Source organism: Dehalobacter sp. 12DCB1 (genome assembly GCF_004343605.1).
GTDB lineage: Bacteria > Bacillota > Desulfitobacteriia > Desulfitobacteriales > Syntrophobotulaceae > Dehalobacter.
On record NZ_POSF01000013.1, the window covers coordinates 87,616 to 102,474 of the forward strand.

Here is a 14,859-nt window from a genome sequence, read left to right on the forward strand (position 1 = left end):
CTCACCTTGCCAAATGATCTTTATATTTTTGAGCCGCAGGGGTGACGGCGAGTCCCCCCCGGGACGTTTCCTTGAGGCTGCAGGACATTTCCCTGCCGATTGAAGCCATTGCATCAATGACCTCATCCAACGGAATCGCACTTTTGATTCCAGCCAAAGCCATTTCGGCTGCAGTCAATGCGATAACTGCCGCCATGGCATTCCTTTTTACACAGGGCACCTCAACCAGCCCGGCTACAGGGTCACAGGCCAAACCAAGAAAACTTTTCAAAGCCAAGGCTGCTGCTTGCGCTGTTTGACCGGGCGATCCGCCACACAATTCCACTGCAGCAGCCGCAGCCATGGCGGCCGCTGAACCTATCTCTGCCTGACACCCGCCTTCTGCACCTGAAACACTGGCTCTTTCCGCAATGACCATCCCAAGGCCGGCAGATGTAAAAAGAGTCTGAACGGAATCTTCTTCCGTAACATCCAACATTTCTTGAACTGTTAGCAATACCGCGGGCAACACACCGCACGACCCTGCTGTCGGTGCTGCCACGATCCTACCCATGCCGGCATTGACCTCAGCTACGGCCATTGCCCTGGCTGCTGCCTTGTTTACCGGATCTCCCAGAATCGACTTGCCACTTTCTCTATATTTCTCCAAAAAAGCAGCTTCTCCTCCTACAAGTCCTGACAAAGATTTCCACTTACCAGTCATTCCGCTTTCAACTGATTCTCGCATCACGGCATAATGATTCTTCATCTTTTTAAACAGCTGTTCAGCCGGTATACCTGTCCTCAGACATTCCTCCTGAAGAACTATATCACTGATTTTTTTATTGAACTTTTCAGTTTTTTCCACTAATTCACTATAAGAACGCATCTGTCAACCTCCCGCCGTCAAATGTCTATGATGGGTTCAATAAACATCACCTGCTCGATCATCGGCATCTTTTTCATTTCACTGCTGAGAGCATCCGTGATCGGCTCATCCGTCTCTATAACCGCCAGCGCATTTTGCCCTTTGCCTTCTCTAGAGACTTTCATCTGGGCAATATTAACCCCTTCACCTGCTAGCAGTCTGGTTATTTCAGCTATCATCCCCGGATAGTCCATATAGATCGCAATTAAAGCAGGATATTCCCCGGTGAACTCAACCTCAAAGCCGTTTACCTCGGTAATCAGTATTTTCCCGCCGCCCAACGATGAACCATTGATTTCAGCTTTTTCACCGCCCCAGCCGATCAGCAGGAAACGAACCGAATTCGGGTGTACATCACCCAGATTGACATTTTCAAATACCGTTTCCACCCCAGCCTCTAGTGCAATCTGCGAAGCCTCCCTGATTCGGCTATCATCCGGCTTCATCCCGAGCAGGCCTGCAGTCAAGGCAAGATGAGTTCCATGTCCCTTCCCCGTCTCAGCGAAAGAACCATGCAGCTGGATACGGGCCTGCTTCACTTTGGCACCAAGTATTTTCGCAGCCATCAGACCGAGCCTGACCGCCCCCGCCGTATGGGAACTTGATGGCCCGACCATTACCGGCCCCAACAGATCAAAAACGCTCCCAACCTTCACTCGTTCACCTTCCTTCAGGGATCATTTTGGTCAATCCGTTTTCATACATTCATACATTTTTTATGCTTAGTAATTTTACAAGACCATTATGCTAGGGTAAGTCTGGGGGCCACAATACTGCTTTCCGGCCGTTGTGCCCTCCGTGGCACAAAAGGCCGCGCTCCGCACTCCATGCTCCGCTCACAGCAGAACTGTGGTCCCCAGACTGATCTTAAGGGTATTCAAGCCAGTCTGCATGTCAGAATGTAGATCATGCGGCTATTCAGATCGTTTTATTCGTCTTAAACCAATCTTATGATCAGTCTGCATGCCACAGTTCCGCGACAAGCGAAGCCTGGATGGCGTAGCGCGGCTTTTTGCGTCAAGGAAGACGCAATAGCCGAAAACGGTATTGTGGCATGCAGACTTACCCAAGCAGATTGGCTCAGGAGATCTGCCCTAACAAGATGCTTTCGAAGACCTTCATCAAGAAATCAGCTTGGATAAAAAAACTTCGGCCGAAGCCGAAGTTCTTTGTTTATTCAACCCCGAGAATATAATAATATAATGGCTGTTTCCCTGAATAAACCTCAACTTCAATCTCCGGTTTTTCCTCACTAAGCCAGTCCGTAAGCAGGCTTACATCTTCTTCGGCCATGTCTTTGCCGTAAAAAATGGTGACCAGATCCTTTTCACGCCAATTCATTTCCTCCAGAACATTTTTGGCAACGTCAAAAATATCTCTACCTGTCGTCTTTATTGTTCCCTCAATCAGGCCGAGAATATCCCCTTCGGCAATCTCCAGCTCGCCATACTGCGAATTTCTGACCGCATAAGTTACCTCTCCAGAACTTACTTGTCTGAACGCCGTTGTCATATTTTGGACGTTTTCCTCCGGAAGACTGTCGGAATTAAACGCAAGCAAAGAAGCAATCGCCTGCGGTATCGTCTTCGTCGGAATAACATAGATTTCCTTGTCTTCAATTAATTCGTTGACCTGACCGGCCGCCATAATGATGTTACTGTTGTTCGGCAGAAGGAAAATATGGCGGGCGGGAACTTTCCTAATCGCTTCAGCAAGATCACTGGTACTCGGATTCATAGTCTGACCACCGAAAACAACCTCATCGACACCCAGACTGGTGAAGATTTGGGCAATGCCTTCTCCCATAGCAACTGCAACGATCCCATATTCCCTGACCCCTGTTGTCCCGACCGGAGCCGCCTGGCCTGAAGGAACCCCTAATGAAGCATCCGCGAGCTCACCGATATAAGCAGCTTCACTGCTTTCAGGCGCATTTTTGGTTTGATGGGCAGCCAGCTCATTTTGGGCAAGCATATTGTGAATCTGAACTTCATGCAGAGAACCATATTGGATGGCATAATCCAATATGAGTCCGGGATTTCGGGTATGAATATGGATCTTGACCACATCTTCCGTGCCGACGACCAACAAGCAGTCACCTTTGTCCAGGAGTGCCTGTCTTAGAACATCGGGATCAAGGCCATTTCCTTTTACCAGAAACTCAGTACAATATGGGAATTCCAGGCTTTCAACGGCAATAATGCCTGAAACCTCAGAAACCTGGATCTCCTCCTGCTGTACCTCAGTGTAACCAATTTCCTTGCCTTCCAAGGCTGAGATCCAGCCGTATAAAATAGTCAGGAAGCCCTGACCGCCGGCATCAACCACACCTGCCTGTTTCAGAACGGGCAACATCTCAGGCGTCCTGGCCAGCGCCTCTTCACCTTTTTCACAACCAGCCCTCAAAACTTCCAAAATATCAGTCGTTCCGCTTTTTGCTTTAAGATATGCACCCCGGGCAGTCTCCCTGGATACAGTAAGAATCGTTCCTTCGACCGGTTTCATCACTGCCTTGTACGCGCTTTCAACACCGGTTTGCAGCGCATGAGCCATCTGGAGAGCATTTGCTTCGTTAATCCCTTCCAAGCCCCTGGCAATCCCTCTCATGATCTGAGACAAAATAACACCTGAATTCCCCCTGGCGCCCATCAGGGAACCTGTAGAAGCGGCACTTGCAACTTCATGCACAGAATTGCCCGTTACCTTATCTGCTGCCAATGATGCTGCTTTGAATGTCAAATTCATATTTGTACCCGTATCCCCGTCCGGGACCGGAAATACATTCAAAGCATCAATTTCCTTTTTCCTTTGCTCCAGCAGACGAGACCCCGACCTTATCATATCTTTTAATACGTTTCCGTCAATTTTTTGAGCTATAGCTTCCGACACGGCTTTCAAAATTTATCCTCCTACTCATCCTAAGATCATCTAAGGTATTCTCAACTATTCTAAAAATCTTACCCCTTGAACATTCACATTTACTTCAGCCACTTTTAGACCTGTCATTGTCTCGACAGTATAGCGAACCCGATCCATCACATTGGAGGCAACTTCCGATATTTTAATTCCGTATCCCACAATGATGTTAAGGTCTATGATCAAGTCCTCTTCCTGAACGGTGACGTTCACCCCTTTGGATAAGTTCTCCCTTTTAAGCAAACCTGAAACGCCATCCGAAATCTTTCTCGAAGCCATACCCACCAACCCATAACACTCGATTGCCGCCGCACCTGAAATTGTAGCTATAACATCTTCTGATATTTCTACATTTCCCAGTTTTGTTTCCATCAGCTTTGCCATCTTCTTAACCTCGCTTTCCGTGTAATCCTGCATAAATTTAATCTTTTAAAAAATAAAATTCCACCTTGGAAGATTCACCGTTTTCTTTAATATAATTAGGATAATATACACGGTAGCTTTCGTCAAATACTATGTGAATACCTTAGAGAACAACACCTTATTTTTTCTTATCAGTACCTGTTATATGTAGTATAATATATGCATAAAACATTTGCATTTGCAGGATGTATAAAACCTATATAAACCTTGTCGGATAATAAAAACCTACTCTTGCCAATTCTTTTAAGTTCTGCTAAACTATAATAGTGTCATTTTTGGGTGAAAAGGAGGTAGAAGAAATCATGGCTAATATTTGTGATGTTTGCGGAAAAGGAGTTTCTTCCGGGATGAGTGTCAGTCACTCCCATATTCGCTCCAAGCGTACCTGGAAACCAAACCTCCAGCGTGTCCGTGCTGTAGTGAACGGTACTCCCACCCATGTCAAAGTCTGCACAAGATGCCTTCGTTCAGGTAAAGTGAAACGGGCAATCTAACTTTATCGTGAAACAACTGTGATTGGATTAAAACAACCCCGACTTTAAAGCCGGGGTTTTTGCTTTTTCAATCAATTTTGGAGAGTAAGTTTTACATTAACAAGGTATTTGAACATAGATCAGAACTTTTCCTTCATGAATCTCAATCGAGATATCTTCATCCCTAAACACATTGCTGATTCCACGCGGTGAATTATGCGCAAGCTTCAGCATATCCAGCTCATAGTACAGCCCTTTGGCAGATACCCGCGCATCGTCAGATAAGGCAACGATCGACAATTGCTGACCAATGCTGCCCTTGATGTTCTCTTTACCTTGAAGCATCACCCAGGCATCGGATCTTGGGTCTTTCATCTTCAGCCGTCTGCCTTTTTCGGCATACGCAATCATGATTGATATGTTCCCCATCAGGTGATCCAGCCTTTTACCGCCGGCAGCATAAAGAACAATTTCGTCCTGGGAACATCCCTGATAATCTAAATATGTATCTGCATAGGCCACGGCGAGCTCTAAATCTGTCTCATTTTTTTCGCAGGGATATTGTTTGACGGTCGTTTTGGCCGCTATACATTTTTCCAAATTTTCTTTTGTAATGGAATCGAGGTCCCCGATCAATACATCAGGGATTCTGCCCGAAGCAATGGCTTTGTTGCCCCCTCCGTCCGCACAGATCAACATCTCAATATGATTCTCGGTGAGTTCGCTGCGGCCCCACGCAGCATCCCATTCTCCGTTTGCCATGACTGCAACCTTCATTGCTTAATTCCCCGGAATCTTTTATTTTTGTTGGTACGCTGTTCCTCTTTGGCGGCTTCAAGGATATCACAAATCGCCTGCTGCGGATCCGGAGAAGCAAATACGGCTGCACCGGCTACCAGGATCTCGGCCCCCGCTTTGCTTACCAGACGGGCTGTCTCAATATTAATTCCACCATCCACTTCAATACGGCAAAGCGGGTTCACTTCCTTCAGGATCGCCGACAGTGCTACGATTTTCGGCAATACTTCTTGAATAAACTTTTGGCCGCCAAAACCAGGATTCACAGTCATCAGCAGCACAACATCAAGTTCCTGCAAAACATACGTCAGCATTTCCAGTGGGGTTGCAGGGTTTAGTGCAACGCCCACATTCACCCCAAGAGATTTGATCAGCTGGATGACCCGGTGAAGGTGCTTGGTTGCCTCAGCATGAATCGTGATCGAGTCGGCACCTGCCTTCACAAAATCTTCAACATACTTTTCAGGATGTTCAATCATCAGATGAACATCAAACTCCAGCGACGATACCTTGCGGAGCGATCCAACAACTGCAGGACCTATTGAGATATTCGGAACAAAGTGTCCATCCATAATATCTATATGCAGCATATCAATCCCCGCATTTTCAACAAGACTGACGTCCTCTCCCAATCTGGCAAAATTGGCAGACAGTATCGATGGGGCAATCGTCAAAGCCATAAAGATCCTCCTTCCAAACCTATGGTGCTGTTTCTTTGCTGCGTGCAGTTTCTTATAATTCTTGTTACGGTTTTCTGTAATTATTCTTCGTTCAGCTCTGAAACCCTTTATTAGGGTATCAGAAAAGTTCAAAGTTACCTTCTGATACATCTAAGTACAGCTAAGACTTGGCGCCAGCCAAGTTTAATAATTTTTTTCATATTCGATGACTTCTTTTAAAAACTGCAGATAGTGCTCATATCTGAAAGAATTAATAAGGCTCTCACTCAGTGCTTCTTTTACAGCACAGTCAGGTTCCTTGTCATGAAGGCAGCTTGAAAAGCGGCATTCATGTTTAACCCGGACAAACTCAGGAAAGTAGGATTGCAGTTCCTCTCTCTTCATTTCGGGCAGGTATAGGGATGAAAATCCCGGCGTATCTGCAACAAGTCCTCCTGCTACAGAAAGAAGTTCGACGTGCCTGGTTGTATGCCTTCCCCGGCCGATTTTGTCGCTGACGTTACCTGTTTTAAGTGTCTTCCCCGGATTCAGGGCGTTAATCAGGCTAGATTTGCCAGATCCAGAAGGTCCTGCTAACACAGACACATTGCCCCTAAGCCGTTCAGCAACTTCATCGATTCCTGTCAGCGTCCGATTCGACACCTGGACGACTTCATAGCCGATCCTGCGGTAATCGACAGCCGGGGCTTGATTTCCAACATCCAAATCTTCCTTGGTGAATATGATCAAAATGCTGATTTCTGCTTTTCCAGCTTGAATGAGCAGCCTGTCTAGCAAATTGTAATCCGGATCAGGGGTCTTCAGGGAGAAAACCAAGAGGACCTGATCCACATTTGCAATATACGGCCTGACCAGAGAATTTTGACGTTCGAGTACCTTTTCAATTGTGGCTTTGTTCCCTGTCCCCGGAAGGACCAGCACCTTGTCGCCGGGGATAAAATCCTGCTTTTTCACACGAAAACGACCGCGCAGAGAGCATTCCCATACCCGGTCATCAGCGTATACGTAATAAAAGCCGGCATATCCTTTCATCAGTGTTCCCTGAATCAGCATATATCCTGTTCTTTCCCCCACTCTAACTCAAATAGCGCCTGTACCTCTTATCAGGTCAAAAATGATAGCATCAGATATTTGCGCGCATTTTAGGCCGGGGGTCCCGGTCCCTGAGACACAACGATGGTCACTTCCGAACCCTGCTGGATTGGTTTGCCCGGTTTGGGTTCAGTGGTAATCACGGCTTTCTCCGGAAATAAATTTGATTCTTCCATGATTGGCATTACTTTCATATCGTATTTTTCTAGGTAATCCGTGGTAAACTCCAGTGACATGCCTGTAAAATCAGGCATAGCAGTAATCGTTGGTTGAATCCCTTCGCTGACAAACAGTTCGATTTCTCCGTTCTTTGTCCAAGTCGAACCGGGCGCAACCGATTGTCCAAAAACATGTCCTTTCGAAACAGAAGCGCTCAGCATTGTTTTGACCGTAATATTCGTGAAACCGGCTTCCTTAAGCGTACTCTCAGCGTTTTCCTGAAGCGGATACCCGGTTGTTACATTCGGCACTTTGATATATTCTACGCCTTTGCTAATCTCAATGTCCACTGACCTTCCAGCCTTCACTTCACTCTTAGGCTTAATGCTTTGAGAAACAATCCCACCCTGCTTAATTTCATCGCTGTAGGTTTCGGTCCGGTTGCCGAGAGCCAGACGGGCTTTAGTCAATTCGATTTTAGCTTCTTCTACAGTCTTCCCGGTAAGATCCGGAACTGTAACCACCTGTGTATGGGTGAAAAACCAAACTCCCGACGATGCTCCGACAATTACAATCAGTGCAGAGATAACAATCATAATTAGAATCGGAATTTTCCTCCTGCGTTTTTTAGTACGCAGAAGCGCATCATTCTTGGCCTCATTCGGGATTACTTTATTCTTCAAGCCCTTATGAACTTGGGTCTGCATGGTATCTTCATGGTCGCTGGCCTGCCTTTTTTCCCAAACAATGGTCTCTCCGGCCTCAATCCTGTCGAGATCCTTGAGAAATTCTGCTGCACTTTTATAGCGATCCTGAACTGATTTAGCCAGTGCTTTCATGATCACGGTTTCCAGTTCCGGGCTGACTCCGGCAACAAGCTTTCCAGGCAACTCGACTTCCTCTTGGATATGCTTCAAGGCGATGGTGATCGCAGTATCTCCATCATACGGAAGCCTTCCTGCAATCAGTTCATAAAGGATGATTCCGAGCGAGTAGATATCGGACTGTTCCGTGGTCTGGGAGCCCTTGGCCTGTTCCGGTGACAGGTAATGCACTGAGCCGACGATATCCCCGGTATGAGTGACGGTTGCCGAAGAAGCGGCTCTGGCTATCCCAAAATCAGTGACTTTGGCCCTTCCATCCGGTGTAATTAAAATATTCTGCGGTTTGATGTCTCGGTGAATAATATTATTGGCATGTGCATGCACCAATGCTTCAGCAATTTGACGGACAATATGAATCGCTTTATCCTGGGAAAGAGGTGCTTGTGTACGGATAATATCCTTTAGCGTCTGGCCTTTGACATACTCCATGACAATATAATCTTCGTTCCCGTCTCTGCCCACATCATAGATTGAAACGATGTTCTGGTGAGACAGGCTGGCTGCAGACTGAGCTTCCCGGCGAAAACGACGGATAAAACCCTCATCAGAAGCGTACTGTTCCCGCAAGACCTTGATAGCAACGGTTCTGTTCAGTAATGTATCCTTGGCCCGGTAGACGATTGCCATCCCTCCGGCCCCGATCTTTTCTTCTATTTCATATCTTCCTCCGAACATCTTTTCCATTAGTCTTCACCTTCTTTCAATTCAAGTGCTTTCTCTATGACTGCTTTAGCAATCGGCGCTGCCGCTCCGCCGCCAGTTCCGCCATGTTCCACCAGGACTGCTACAGCTATTTCCGGATTCTCCGCAGGAGCGAAAGCAATATACCAGGCGTGGGTATCCCCGTCTCCACCCGGTTCCGCCGAGCCGGTTTTCGCTGCTATTTGGGCCCCAGATATGGCTCCGGGAGATGCTGTTCCTTTATTGACAGCCAATACCATGCCGCTTGTTATTTTTTCTGCCTCTTCCTTACTAAGAGGCGTCAGCCATACTTCAGGTGTCCTTCGATAGATACTATTTTGCTTGGAATCGAGCACACTGTCAATCAAATGTGGAACCATTATTTTACCGTCATTGGCAACTCCAGCTGTGATCAAGGCCATATGGAAAGGACTAACCATCACTTGACCCTGACCGAAGGTGCTCTCGGCAAACAAATTAAGGCTTAAGTCTTCCGGCAAGGGGTCATCTCTCGTAATTGAACTAACTGGAACATACAGATCGAACGGGATATCCCTGCCAAACCCAAAATTGGACACGGCCTCCAAAAAATGGTTCACCCCAGCTTTGATCCCATACTGAGCAAAATAAGTATTGCAGGAGTAGGCCAAAGCAAGATCATAATTCACCCAGCCATGCGCTTTGTCATTTTGTTCCTGGATCGTCTGCCCATTAATCACAGTAGAACCTTCACAATCATAGAGTTCCGTCGTGTCGAGTCCTGCCTGAAAAATAGCTGCTGAAGTAACAACTTTCATAATTGATCCTGGAGGAAACATCGAAAAAGCGTGATTCACAAGCGGACTGTCCTCCTTGGTAATAATTTTGTCCCAGTCCTGTTCAATTGTTCCAGCATCATAGCTTGGTTGACTGACCAGCGCTAGAACATCCCCATTTTGCGGATCGATTGCCACCACTGCTCCGGTCTTGCCCTGCAAACTCTGATAGGCAGTCTCTTGTAAGCGGGAATCAAGTGTCAGTATCAGGTCATTACCCGTTCTCTGCAATTCAAATGTATTCTGAATCCGTCTGAGAATGGAAGGATTTTTCATTCCGAGGAGTGTTTCCGCCTCCGTTGCCTCAAGACCGGCAGAACCGTATTTTACTGTGGCATACCCCAGTAATGGCTCAAACATCTCACCCAACGGATACGTTCTGACTTTCCCATCAGCAGTTTGCTCCGTCTTCGCCAAAACAACGCCGTTCCGATCAAAAATGCCGCCCCGGGTAATTCTTTCCTCTAAATAAACCGCGCGCCGGTTAGCTGGATTATCCAGCATCTCATCGGCCTTAACCACTTGCCAGTATACCAGACCCAGACTTAAAAAAACAAAGCTAAAAACCATGATCAGTGCAATTTTGCGAATTCCATTGTTCATAAGGCATCTGCCTGCTTTCCAATTGATATCTGACTCACAGAGAAAGCTGAGCTATGAGAAATGCCGGCTAGAATCCCAAGGAGTAAAAAGTGTCCGACCATGGAACTTCCCCCGTAGCTCATCCAAGGCAAAGGCAGACCTGTAAGCGGAAGCATTTTGGTCACCCCGGCCAGGATAATCAGAGCTTCCACACCGATCAGAATGCCTATTCCGGCTGCCAGGATCTGGCCAAACCGATCCGTGGCTCTGATGCTGATACAGAAACAGCGCATTACGATAATGATAAACAGGCTGATGACTGCCATTGCGCCAATAAAACCAATCTCCTCAGCAATCACCGAAAAGATAAAATCAGTGTCCGCATTTGGAATCTGGTAAGCACCTATCCCATTTCCGAGACCTGTCCCCAGAAGCCTTCCCCCGCTTATGGCGAAGATCGACTGGGAGATCTGATAAGCCCCGCCGCTGGCATCCACCCACGGATTAATCCAGGTAGCGACTCTTACGCGGACATGGTCAAATAGGAAATAACCAGCTGCTCCGGTCACCATGACCAGCGGAACGGAAACCATGAGATAGAGCAATCTTTCGGTTGCGACATACAAGATAAACACCATGAGAAGGAAGAATACCAGTGCCGTTCCAAGACTTTTCTGGGCCCCAAGCAAGCCGAGAACAAATACGCCGATAAAAACAAACGGGCCCATCGTTTTGGCATCGGGCAGGGAAACTTTCCCAACCTGAATCGTCCCAAAACGCAAAAGTTCTTTATTGTCACTTAAGTAGGATGCCAGGAAAAGAAGCAGTGCTACTTTAACAAGCTCCTCGGGCTGGAAGCCCACCCCGGCAAACCTAAACCAGCTTGTCGCACCATTGATGGTGACCCCAAATATCAGCGTCAGCAGAAGCATAAGCAAGGCCAGCATTCCCCAGAGATACTGATACTCACCAAGCTTGCGGTAATCTCGTAAAATAAAAAAGACAGCATAGTAAATGATCACGCCCAGATTCGCCCAGATAAATTGGTCCGCTGCCAGGGCAGGATTGATCCTTGCCAGAAAAACCAAGCCAATCGCGAGGATGGTCTGAACTACCGGCAGGAGATAAGGATCTCCCTGATAGCAAAAAAATATTTCAAACAAGGCACCTGCTAGGATCAAAAAAGAAAATACAGCTCCTTGCAGGAAAAAACCGTTTTCATTCATATCATCCAGCTTCAGTACACCGAGCCCCATCCATAAAATTACTAAAGTCAGAACCCTCAAAGATAGACGATGCAGCATGTCCTCACCGCTCCACAATACAGCATATTGCCGTAAAATTATCCGGAGCCCCCCGTTCGATCACAACATTCCTCAAGGTTTCGAGATGATCATCCCATGATTTAGCCTCGGAAAACTCCGCAGCAATCTCCTGATCACTGATTTCATTCGAAAAGCCATCTGTGCACAGAAGAAAAACATCTCCGTCCTGTACTTTAAGTTGAAAACAGTCTACATCAATATTGAGCTCCACACCCAGCGCTCTGGACAAGACATGCTTGTGCGGATGATTTTTTGCTTTCTCCTCCGTCAGCTCTCCGAGGCGGACAAGTTCGTTTACCATCGAATGATCCTCCGATAGGAGCGTAAGGGTCTGATTTCGCCATAAATAAATCCTACTGTCGCCCACATGGCCAACAACGGCTTTATTGTCATAGATCATCAGCGCAGTCAGGGTTGTCCCCATGCCTTCCGTCCCTTCAGTCCGAAGCGATACTTCGTATACTTCACGGTTGGCCTGATTCACAGCCTGAACAATCCAGTCCTGTAGATCCTGAATATCCAAAGATTTTAATTCGGCTGCTTTTTCCTTTAATTGTTCGACCGCGATCCTCGAAGCTATTTCCCCGGCATTATGTCCGCCCATTCCATCGGCCACCGCGAAAAATGACTCCTCCGGCAATATAAGAAAATAATCTTCATTGTTTTTTCTAACACAACCGGTCTCATAAATCCTAACTGCTTTCATTTCCCCACCTCGAATAAAGAAAAGTAATGCTGCCTATCTTGATGAAGTCACCGGAAACAAGCTGGACCTGGGAGTTGATCCGTTCTCCGTTCACCCAGGTACCATTCGTGCTCCCAACATCCTCTAGTGTTGTCATCCCTCTGTTATGCTTGAATTCAGCATGATCCAGTGAACAATAATGGTCCGGAACGACGATATCGTTGTGCTTTCCTCTTCCGATAGAAAGCCCCCGGGAATCAATCTTAATCTTGCGTCCTTTGGGCAGCTTTTCAGCTCCGCTTAAGACTTCGATACAGCCAAGATCAGATTCGGTTTTGCTCATGATTCCCCTCGACCTTAAATCGGCCAGCATAACCGTCAATATCCGTAAGAGAAAGAGATAGATAAAACCAACAAATACAATCCTTCCAACTACTGTAAGCATTTGCATTCAATCACCGACTTTACTTATCTACATGAAATTGAAAATGCGTTTGTCCGGCCTTAATCCTGTCACCAGGATTTACCATATAGCGGTCAACCCTTAATTTGTTCAGATAGGTACCATTGGTACTGCCTAGATCCTGAACAAACCACCTTCTATTCTCTGTATAAAGCTTCAAATGGTGACGGGAGATCTCCAGGTCTCTGACTTCAATATCACAATCTTCCTGGCGTCCGACAATATACGCGTCCTTATCGAGATCGTAGATCTCACCTTCGTTTGTCCCTTTTATAACTTCGAGATAAGGATGAGTTTTCCTGCCAACTGTCTTAGATGATGCCATGATTAATCTTGCAGCATCCGCCAGAACTGTTGTTTTTTCCAGTTCTTCATCTTCCGTGGGCAGTTTTTCTTCGTTAATCCGCCAATTGGCGACAACAGAATCTTTAAACTCAATCTGGATTTTCATTAAGCCAGCATCTATCTTCTCCGAAGGCTGCATCCGCACAACAGGGAGTGCCAGAAAAGTATAGCCCTGCCTGGTCCCTTCATCATAGAGATGTTTAGCCAGCTCCACCAGCAGTGTCTCTCCAAAACTCTCTAAGACTGCATAATCCTCAGGACTTAAACTTACGGTGTAAACATTCGGGACATAGACATGAGATATGCTGACCTGTTTATTTTTCAGCATTATTTTATTGAGTTCCCTGGCAACCTGAACAGGCTGAATCGTGCCCACCGCCTTGCTAAACAAAAATGTGGCCATCTGTTCGGCGATCGATTCAACTTTGTTTAAGAGACGCATACTCCTCACACTCCAAACGCTGTCTAAGCTGACCACACGCTGCATTAATGTCCAGGCCTTTTTCTTCTCTGATCGAAACAGGAATCTTGCCCGTTTCGAGAACCCTTTTGAACATCGTTAATCGCTCTTTGCCCGCTCTTTGAACGCCGCTGCCGATTACCGGATTAATGGGGATCAAATTGACATGGGCCAGCATGCCCTTAAGGAGAACCACCAGTTTTTCCGCTTCTTCTTTGGAGACATTTTGTTGGTGTAAAGCAAATTCAAATGTAATTCTTCTGTTCGTCTGATTGGAATAATACCGGCAGGCTTCCAGTAGTTCCTGTAATGGATATCTTCTGTTGATAGGAACCAACGTATCCCTAACTTCATCTCTAACTGAATGAAGCGATACAGCCAAACCGACTTGTGGGTTGTCCTGTGCCAGCTGAATAATCTTGGGGGCAACACCGCTCGTCGAGATGGTCATTCTCCGCATGCCGATATTCTGACCATTCTCGCTGTTCAGGATTCTAATCGCTTTCATCACTGCATCATAATTAAGAAAAGGTTCACCCATCCCCATGAAAACAATGTTGGTTACCTTGAATTCCGGGTCTTCCTGCTGAAGCAGCCGACTGATTTCCAGTACCTGTCCGGTGATCTCTCCTGCAGTCAGGTTCCGGTGAAATCCGTCCATTCCGGTTGCGCAAAAAGGGCATCCCACAGGGCATCCTACCTGAGTTGAGACACATAAAGTGTGTCTGTCCCGGCTTGTCAGATGATCATAATCCATTAGCACCGTTTCAATACTTTCTCCGTCAGCCAGGCGAAATAAAAACTTCCGGGTTCCATCGGCAGAACGCTGCTCTCTTAAGACAGTCAGCGGTTGGATAAAGAAAACCCTGTTAAGCCATTCACTGTCCTGTTTCCCGATATTCTTCATTTCATCCCAATGATGGACTCCTCTGGCATTAACCCAGTTGAAAACCTGATGGGCTCTGAACTTTTTTAAGCCGTTTTCCAGGCATATAGCATGCATTTCTCCTTCAAGACAACCGCGGCAATCCAACTTTTCCATAATTAGTATTATTCTCCCAATTTTATAATCTTAAACATTTCTCTATAACAGATGTTAACTTTCGTCTAATAGATCGATTCATAACTCCCGTTAACAACAAGATACACAGCTTTTGCTTGGGTTAGTCTA

The 14,859-nt window shown here is 46.5% G+C and carries 15 protein-coding genes; 1 reads left to right on the top strand and 14 read right to left on the bottom strand.

The annotated features are described in order from the left end of the window. Position 1: 1 nt before the first annotated feature. The 4 genes from sdaAA to C1I38_RS05815 form a co-directional block, all read right to left on the bottom strand. Positions 2-868, bottom strand: a complete 867-nt coding sequence (gene sdaAA / locus C1I38_RS05800) for an L-serine ammonia-lyase, iron-sulfur-dependent, subunit alpha (protein WP_020492807.1) — start codon at positions 866-868, stop codon at positions 2-4. Positions 869-885: 17 nt separating this feature from the next. Continuing rightward, positions 886-1,563: an L-serine ammonia-lyase, iron-sulfur-dependent subunit beta gene (sdaAB, locus tag C1I38_RS05805; protein ID WP_119774304.1), complete on the bottom strand. Its 678-nt coding sequence runs from the start codon at positions 1,561-1,563 to the stop codon at positions 886-888. Positions 1,564-2,080: 517 nt separating this feature from the next. Next, positions 2,081-3,805: a DAK2 domain-containing protein gene (locus C1I38_RS05810; protein WP_119774305.1), complete on the bottom strand. Its 1,725-nt coding sequence runs from the start codon at positions 3,803-3,805 to the stop codon at positions 2,081-2,083. A 45-nt stretch (positions 3,806-3,850) separates the two neighbouring features. Further along, positions 3,851-4,207 carry an Asp23/Gls24 family envelope stress response protein gene (locus tag C1I38_RS05815; RefSeq protein ID WP_026156582.1) on the bottom strand — a complete coding sequence of 119 codons (357 nt, stop codon included), beginning with the start codon at positions 4,205-4,207 and terminating at the stop codon, positions 3,851-3,853. A 341-nt stretch (positions 4,208-4,548) separates the two neighbouring features. On the opposite strand from C1I38_RS05815, the gene rpmB reads away from it, so the two are divergent. After that, positions 4,549-4,740, top strand: coding sequence for a 50S ribosomal protein L28 (gene rpmB / locus C1I38_RS05820; RefSeq protein WP_083916812.1), 192 nt, complete (start codon positions 4,549-4,551; stop codon positions 4,738-4,740). Between the two features lie 96 nt (positions 4,741-4,836). Here the strand turns inward: rpmB and C1I38_RS05825 are convergent, their stop codons facing one another. The 10 genes from C1I38_RS05825 to rlmN all read right to left on the bottom strand — a co-directional run bounded on the left by C1I38_RS05825 (position 4,837) and on the right by rlmN (position 14,739). Further along, positions 4,837-5,496: a thiamine diphosphokinase gene (locus C1I38_RS05825; protein ID WP_119774306.1), complete on the bottom strand. Its 660-nt coding sequence runs from the start codon at positions 5,494-5,496 to the stop codon at positions 4,837-4,839. Then, a complete protein-coding gene (gene rpe / locus C1I38_RS05830) occupies positions 5,493-6,197 on the bottom strand; it encodes a ribulose-phosphate 3-epimerase (protein ID WP_119774307.1) in 705 nt (234 codons plus the stop codon). The genes C1I38_RS05825 and rpe overlap by 4 nt, the downstream gene beginning before the upstream one ends. Before the next feature lie 183 nt (positions 6,198-6,380). Next, positions 6,381-7,250 carry a ribosome small subunit-dependent GTPase A gene (rsgA, locus tag C1I38_RS05835; RefSeq protein ID WP_119774308.1) on the bottom strand — a complete coding sequence of 290 codons (870 nt, stop codon included), beginning with the start codon at positions 7,248-7,250 and terminating at the stop codon, positions 6,381-6,383. An 89-nt stretch (positions 7,251-7,339) separates the two neighbouring features. Next, positions 7,340-9,016 (bottom strand): Stk1 family PASTA domain-containing Ser/Thr kinase, encoded by a 1,677-nt coding sequence (gene pknB, locus C1I38_RS05840; RefSeq protein ID WP_119774309.1) that lies wholly within the window; start codon positions 9,014-9,016, stop codon positions 7,340-7,342. Beyond that, positions 9,016-10,431 (bottom strand): penicillin-binding transpeptidase domain-containing protein, encoded by a 1,416-nt coding sequence (locus tag C1I38_RS05845; RefSeq protein WP_119774310.1) that lies wholly within the window; start codon positions 10,429-10,431, stop codon positions 9,016-9,018. The genes pknB and C1I38_RS05845 overlap by 1 nt, the downstream gene beginning before the upstream one ends. Beyond that, on the bottom strand, positions 10,428-11,714 hold the full coding sequence (locus C1I38_RS05850; protein WP_243103594.1) for an FtsW/RodA/SpoVE family cell cycle protein: 1,287 nt from the start codon (positions 11,712-11,714) through the stop codon (positions 10,428-10,430). The genes C1I38_RS05845 and C1I38_RS05850 overlap by 4 nt, the downstream gene beginning before the upstream one ends. Before the next feature lie 4 nt (positions 11,715-11,718). After that, positions 11,719-12,441, bottom strand: a complete 723-nt coding sequence (locus C1I38_RS05855) for a Stp1/IreP family PP2C-type Ser/Thr phosphatase (protein ID WP_119774311.1) — start codon at positions 12,439-12,441, stop codon at positions 11,719-11,721. Then, entirely contained in the window at positions 12,428-12,871 is a 444-nt protein-coding gene (locus C1I38_RS05860; protein ID WP_119774312.1) for an FHA domain-containing protein, read from the bottom strand. Before C1I38_RS05860 ends, C1I38_RS05855 begins: the two co-directional genes overlap by 14 nt. Positions 12,872-12,884: 13 nt before the next feature. Next, a complete protein-coding gene (locus C1I38_RS05865; RefSeq protein WP_119774313.1) occupies positions 12,885-13,670 on the bottom strand; it encodes an FhaA domain-containing protein in 786 nt (261 codons plus the stop codon). Continuing rightward, a complete protein-coding gene (gene rlmN / locus C1I38_RS05870; RefSeq protein WP_199698208.1) occupies positions 13,648-14,739 on the bottom strand; it encodes a 23S rRNA (adenine(2503)-C(2))-methyltransferase RlmN in 1,092 nt (363 codons plus the stop codon). Before rlmN ends, C1I38_RS05865 begins: the two co-directional genes overlap by 23 nt. Between the last annotated feature and the right edge of the window lie 120 nt (positions 14,740-14,859).

Bases quoted from the DNA above. Each gene is read 5' to 3' on its own strand.
- rsgA (WP_119774308.1), bottom strand. From the start codon at position 7,250: ATGCTGATTCAGGGAACACTGATGAAAGGATATGCCGGCTTTTATTAC.
- sdaAA (WP_020492807.1), bottom strand. From the start codon at position 868: ATGCGTTCTTATAGTGAATTAGTGGAAAAAACTGAAAAGTTCAATAAA.
- rpe (WP_119774307.1), bottom strand. From the start codon at position 6,197: ATGGCTTTGACGATTGCCCCATCGATACTGTCTGCCAATTTTGCCAGA.
- pknB (WP_119774309.1), bottom strand. From the start codon at position 9,016: ATGGAAAAGATGTTCGGAGGAAGATATGAAATAGAAGAAAAGATCGGG.
- rpmB (WP_083916812.1), top strand. From the start codon at position 4,549: ATGGCTAATATTTGTGATGTTTGCGGAAAAGGAGTTTCTTCCGGGATG.
- C1I38_RS05865 (WP_119774313.1), bottom strand. From the start codon at position 13,670: ATGCGTCTCTTAAACAAAGTTGAATCGATCGCCGAACAGATGGCCACA.
- C1I38_RS05855 (WP_119774311.1), bottom strand. From the start codon at position 12,441: ATGAAAGCAGTTAGGATTTATGAGACCGGTTGTGTTAGAAAAAACAAT.
- C1I38_RS05860 (WP_119774312.1), bottom strand. From the start codon at position 12,871: ATGCAAATGCTTACAGTAGTTGGAAGGATTGTATTTGTTGGTTTTATC.
- C1I38_RS05845 (WP_119774310.1), bottom strand. From the start codon at position 10,431: ATGAACAATGGAATTCGCAAAATTGCACTGATCATGGTTTTTAGCTTT.
- C1I38_RS05815 (WP_026156582.1), bottom strand. From the start codon at position 4,207: ATGGCAAAGCTGATGGAAACAAAACTGGGAAATGTAGAAATATCAGAA.
- C1I38_RS05850 (WP_243103594.1), bottom strand. From the start codon at position 11,714: ATGCTGCATCGTCTATCTTTGAGGGTTCTGACTTTAGTAATTTTATGG.
- C1I38_RS05825 (WP_119774306.1), bottom strand. From the start codon at position 5,496: ATGAAGGTTGCAGTCATGGCAAACGGAGAATGGGATGCTGCGTGGGGC.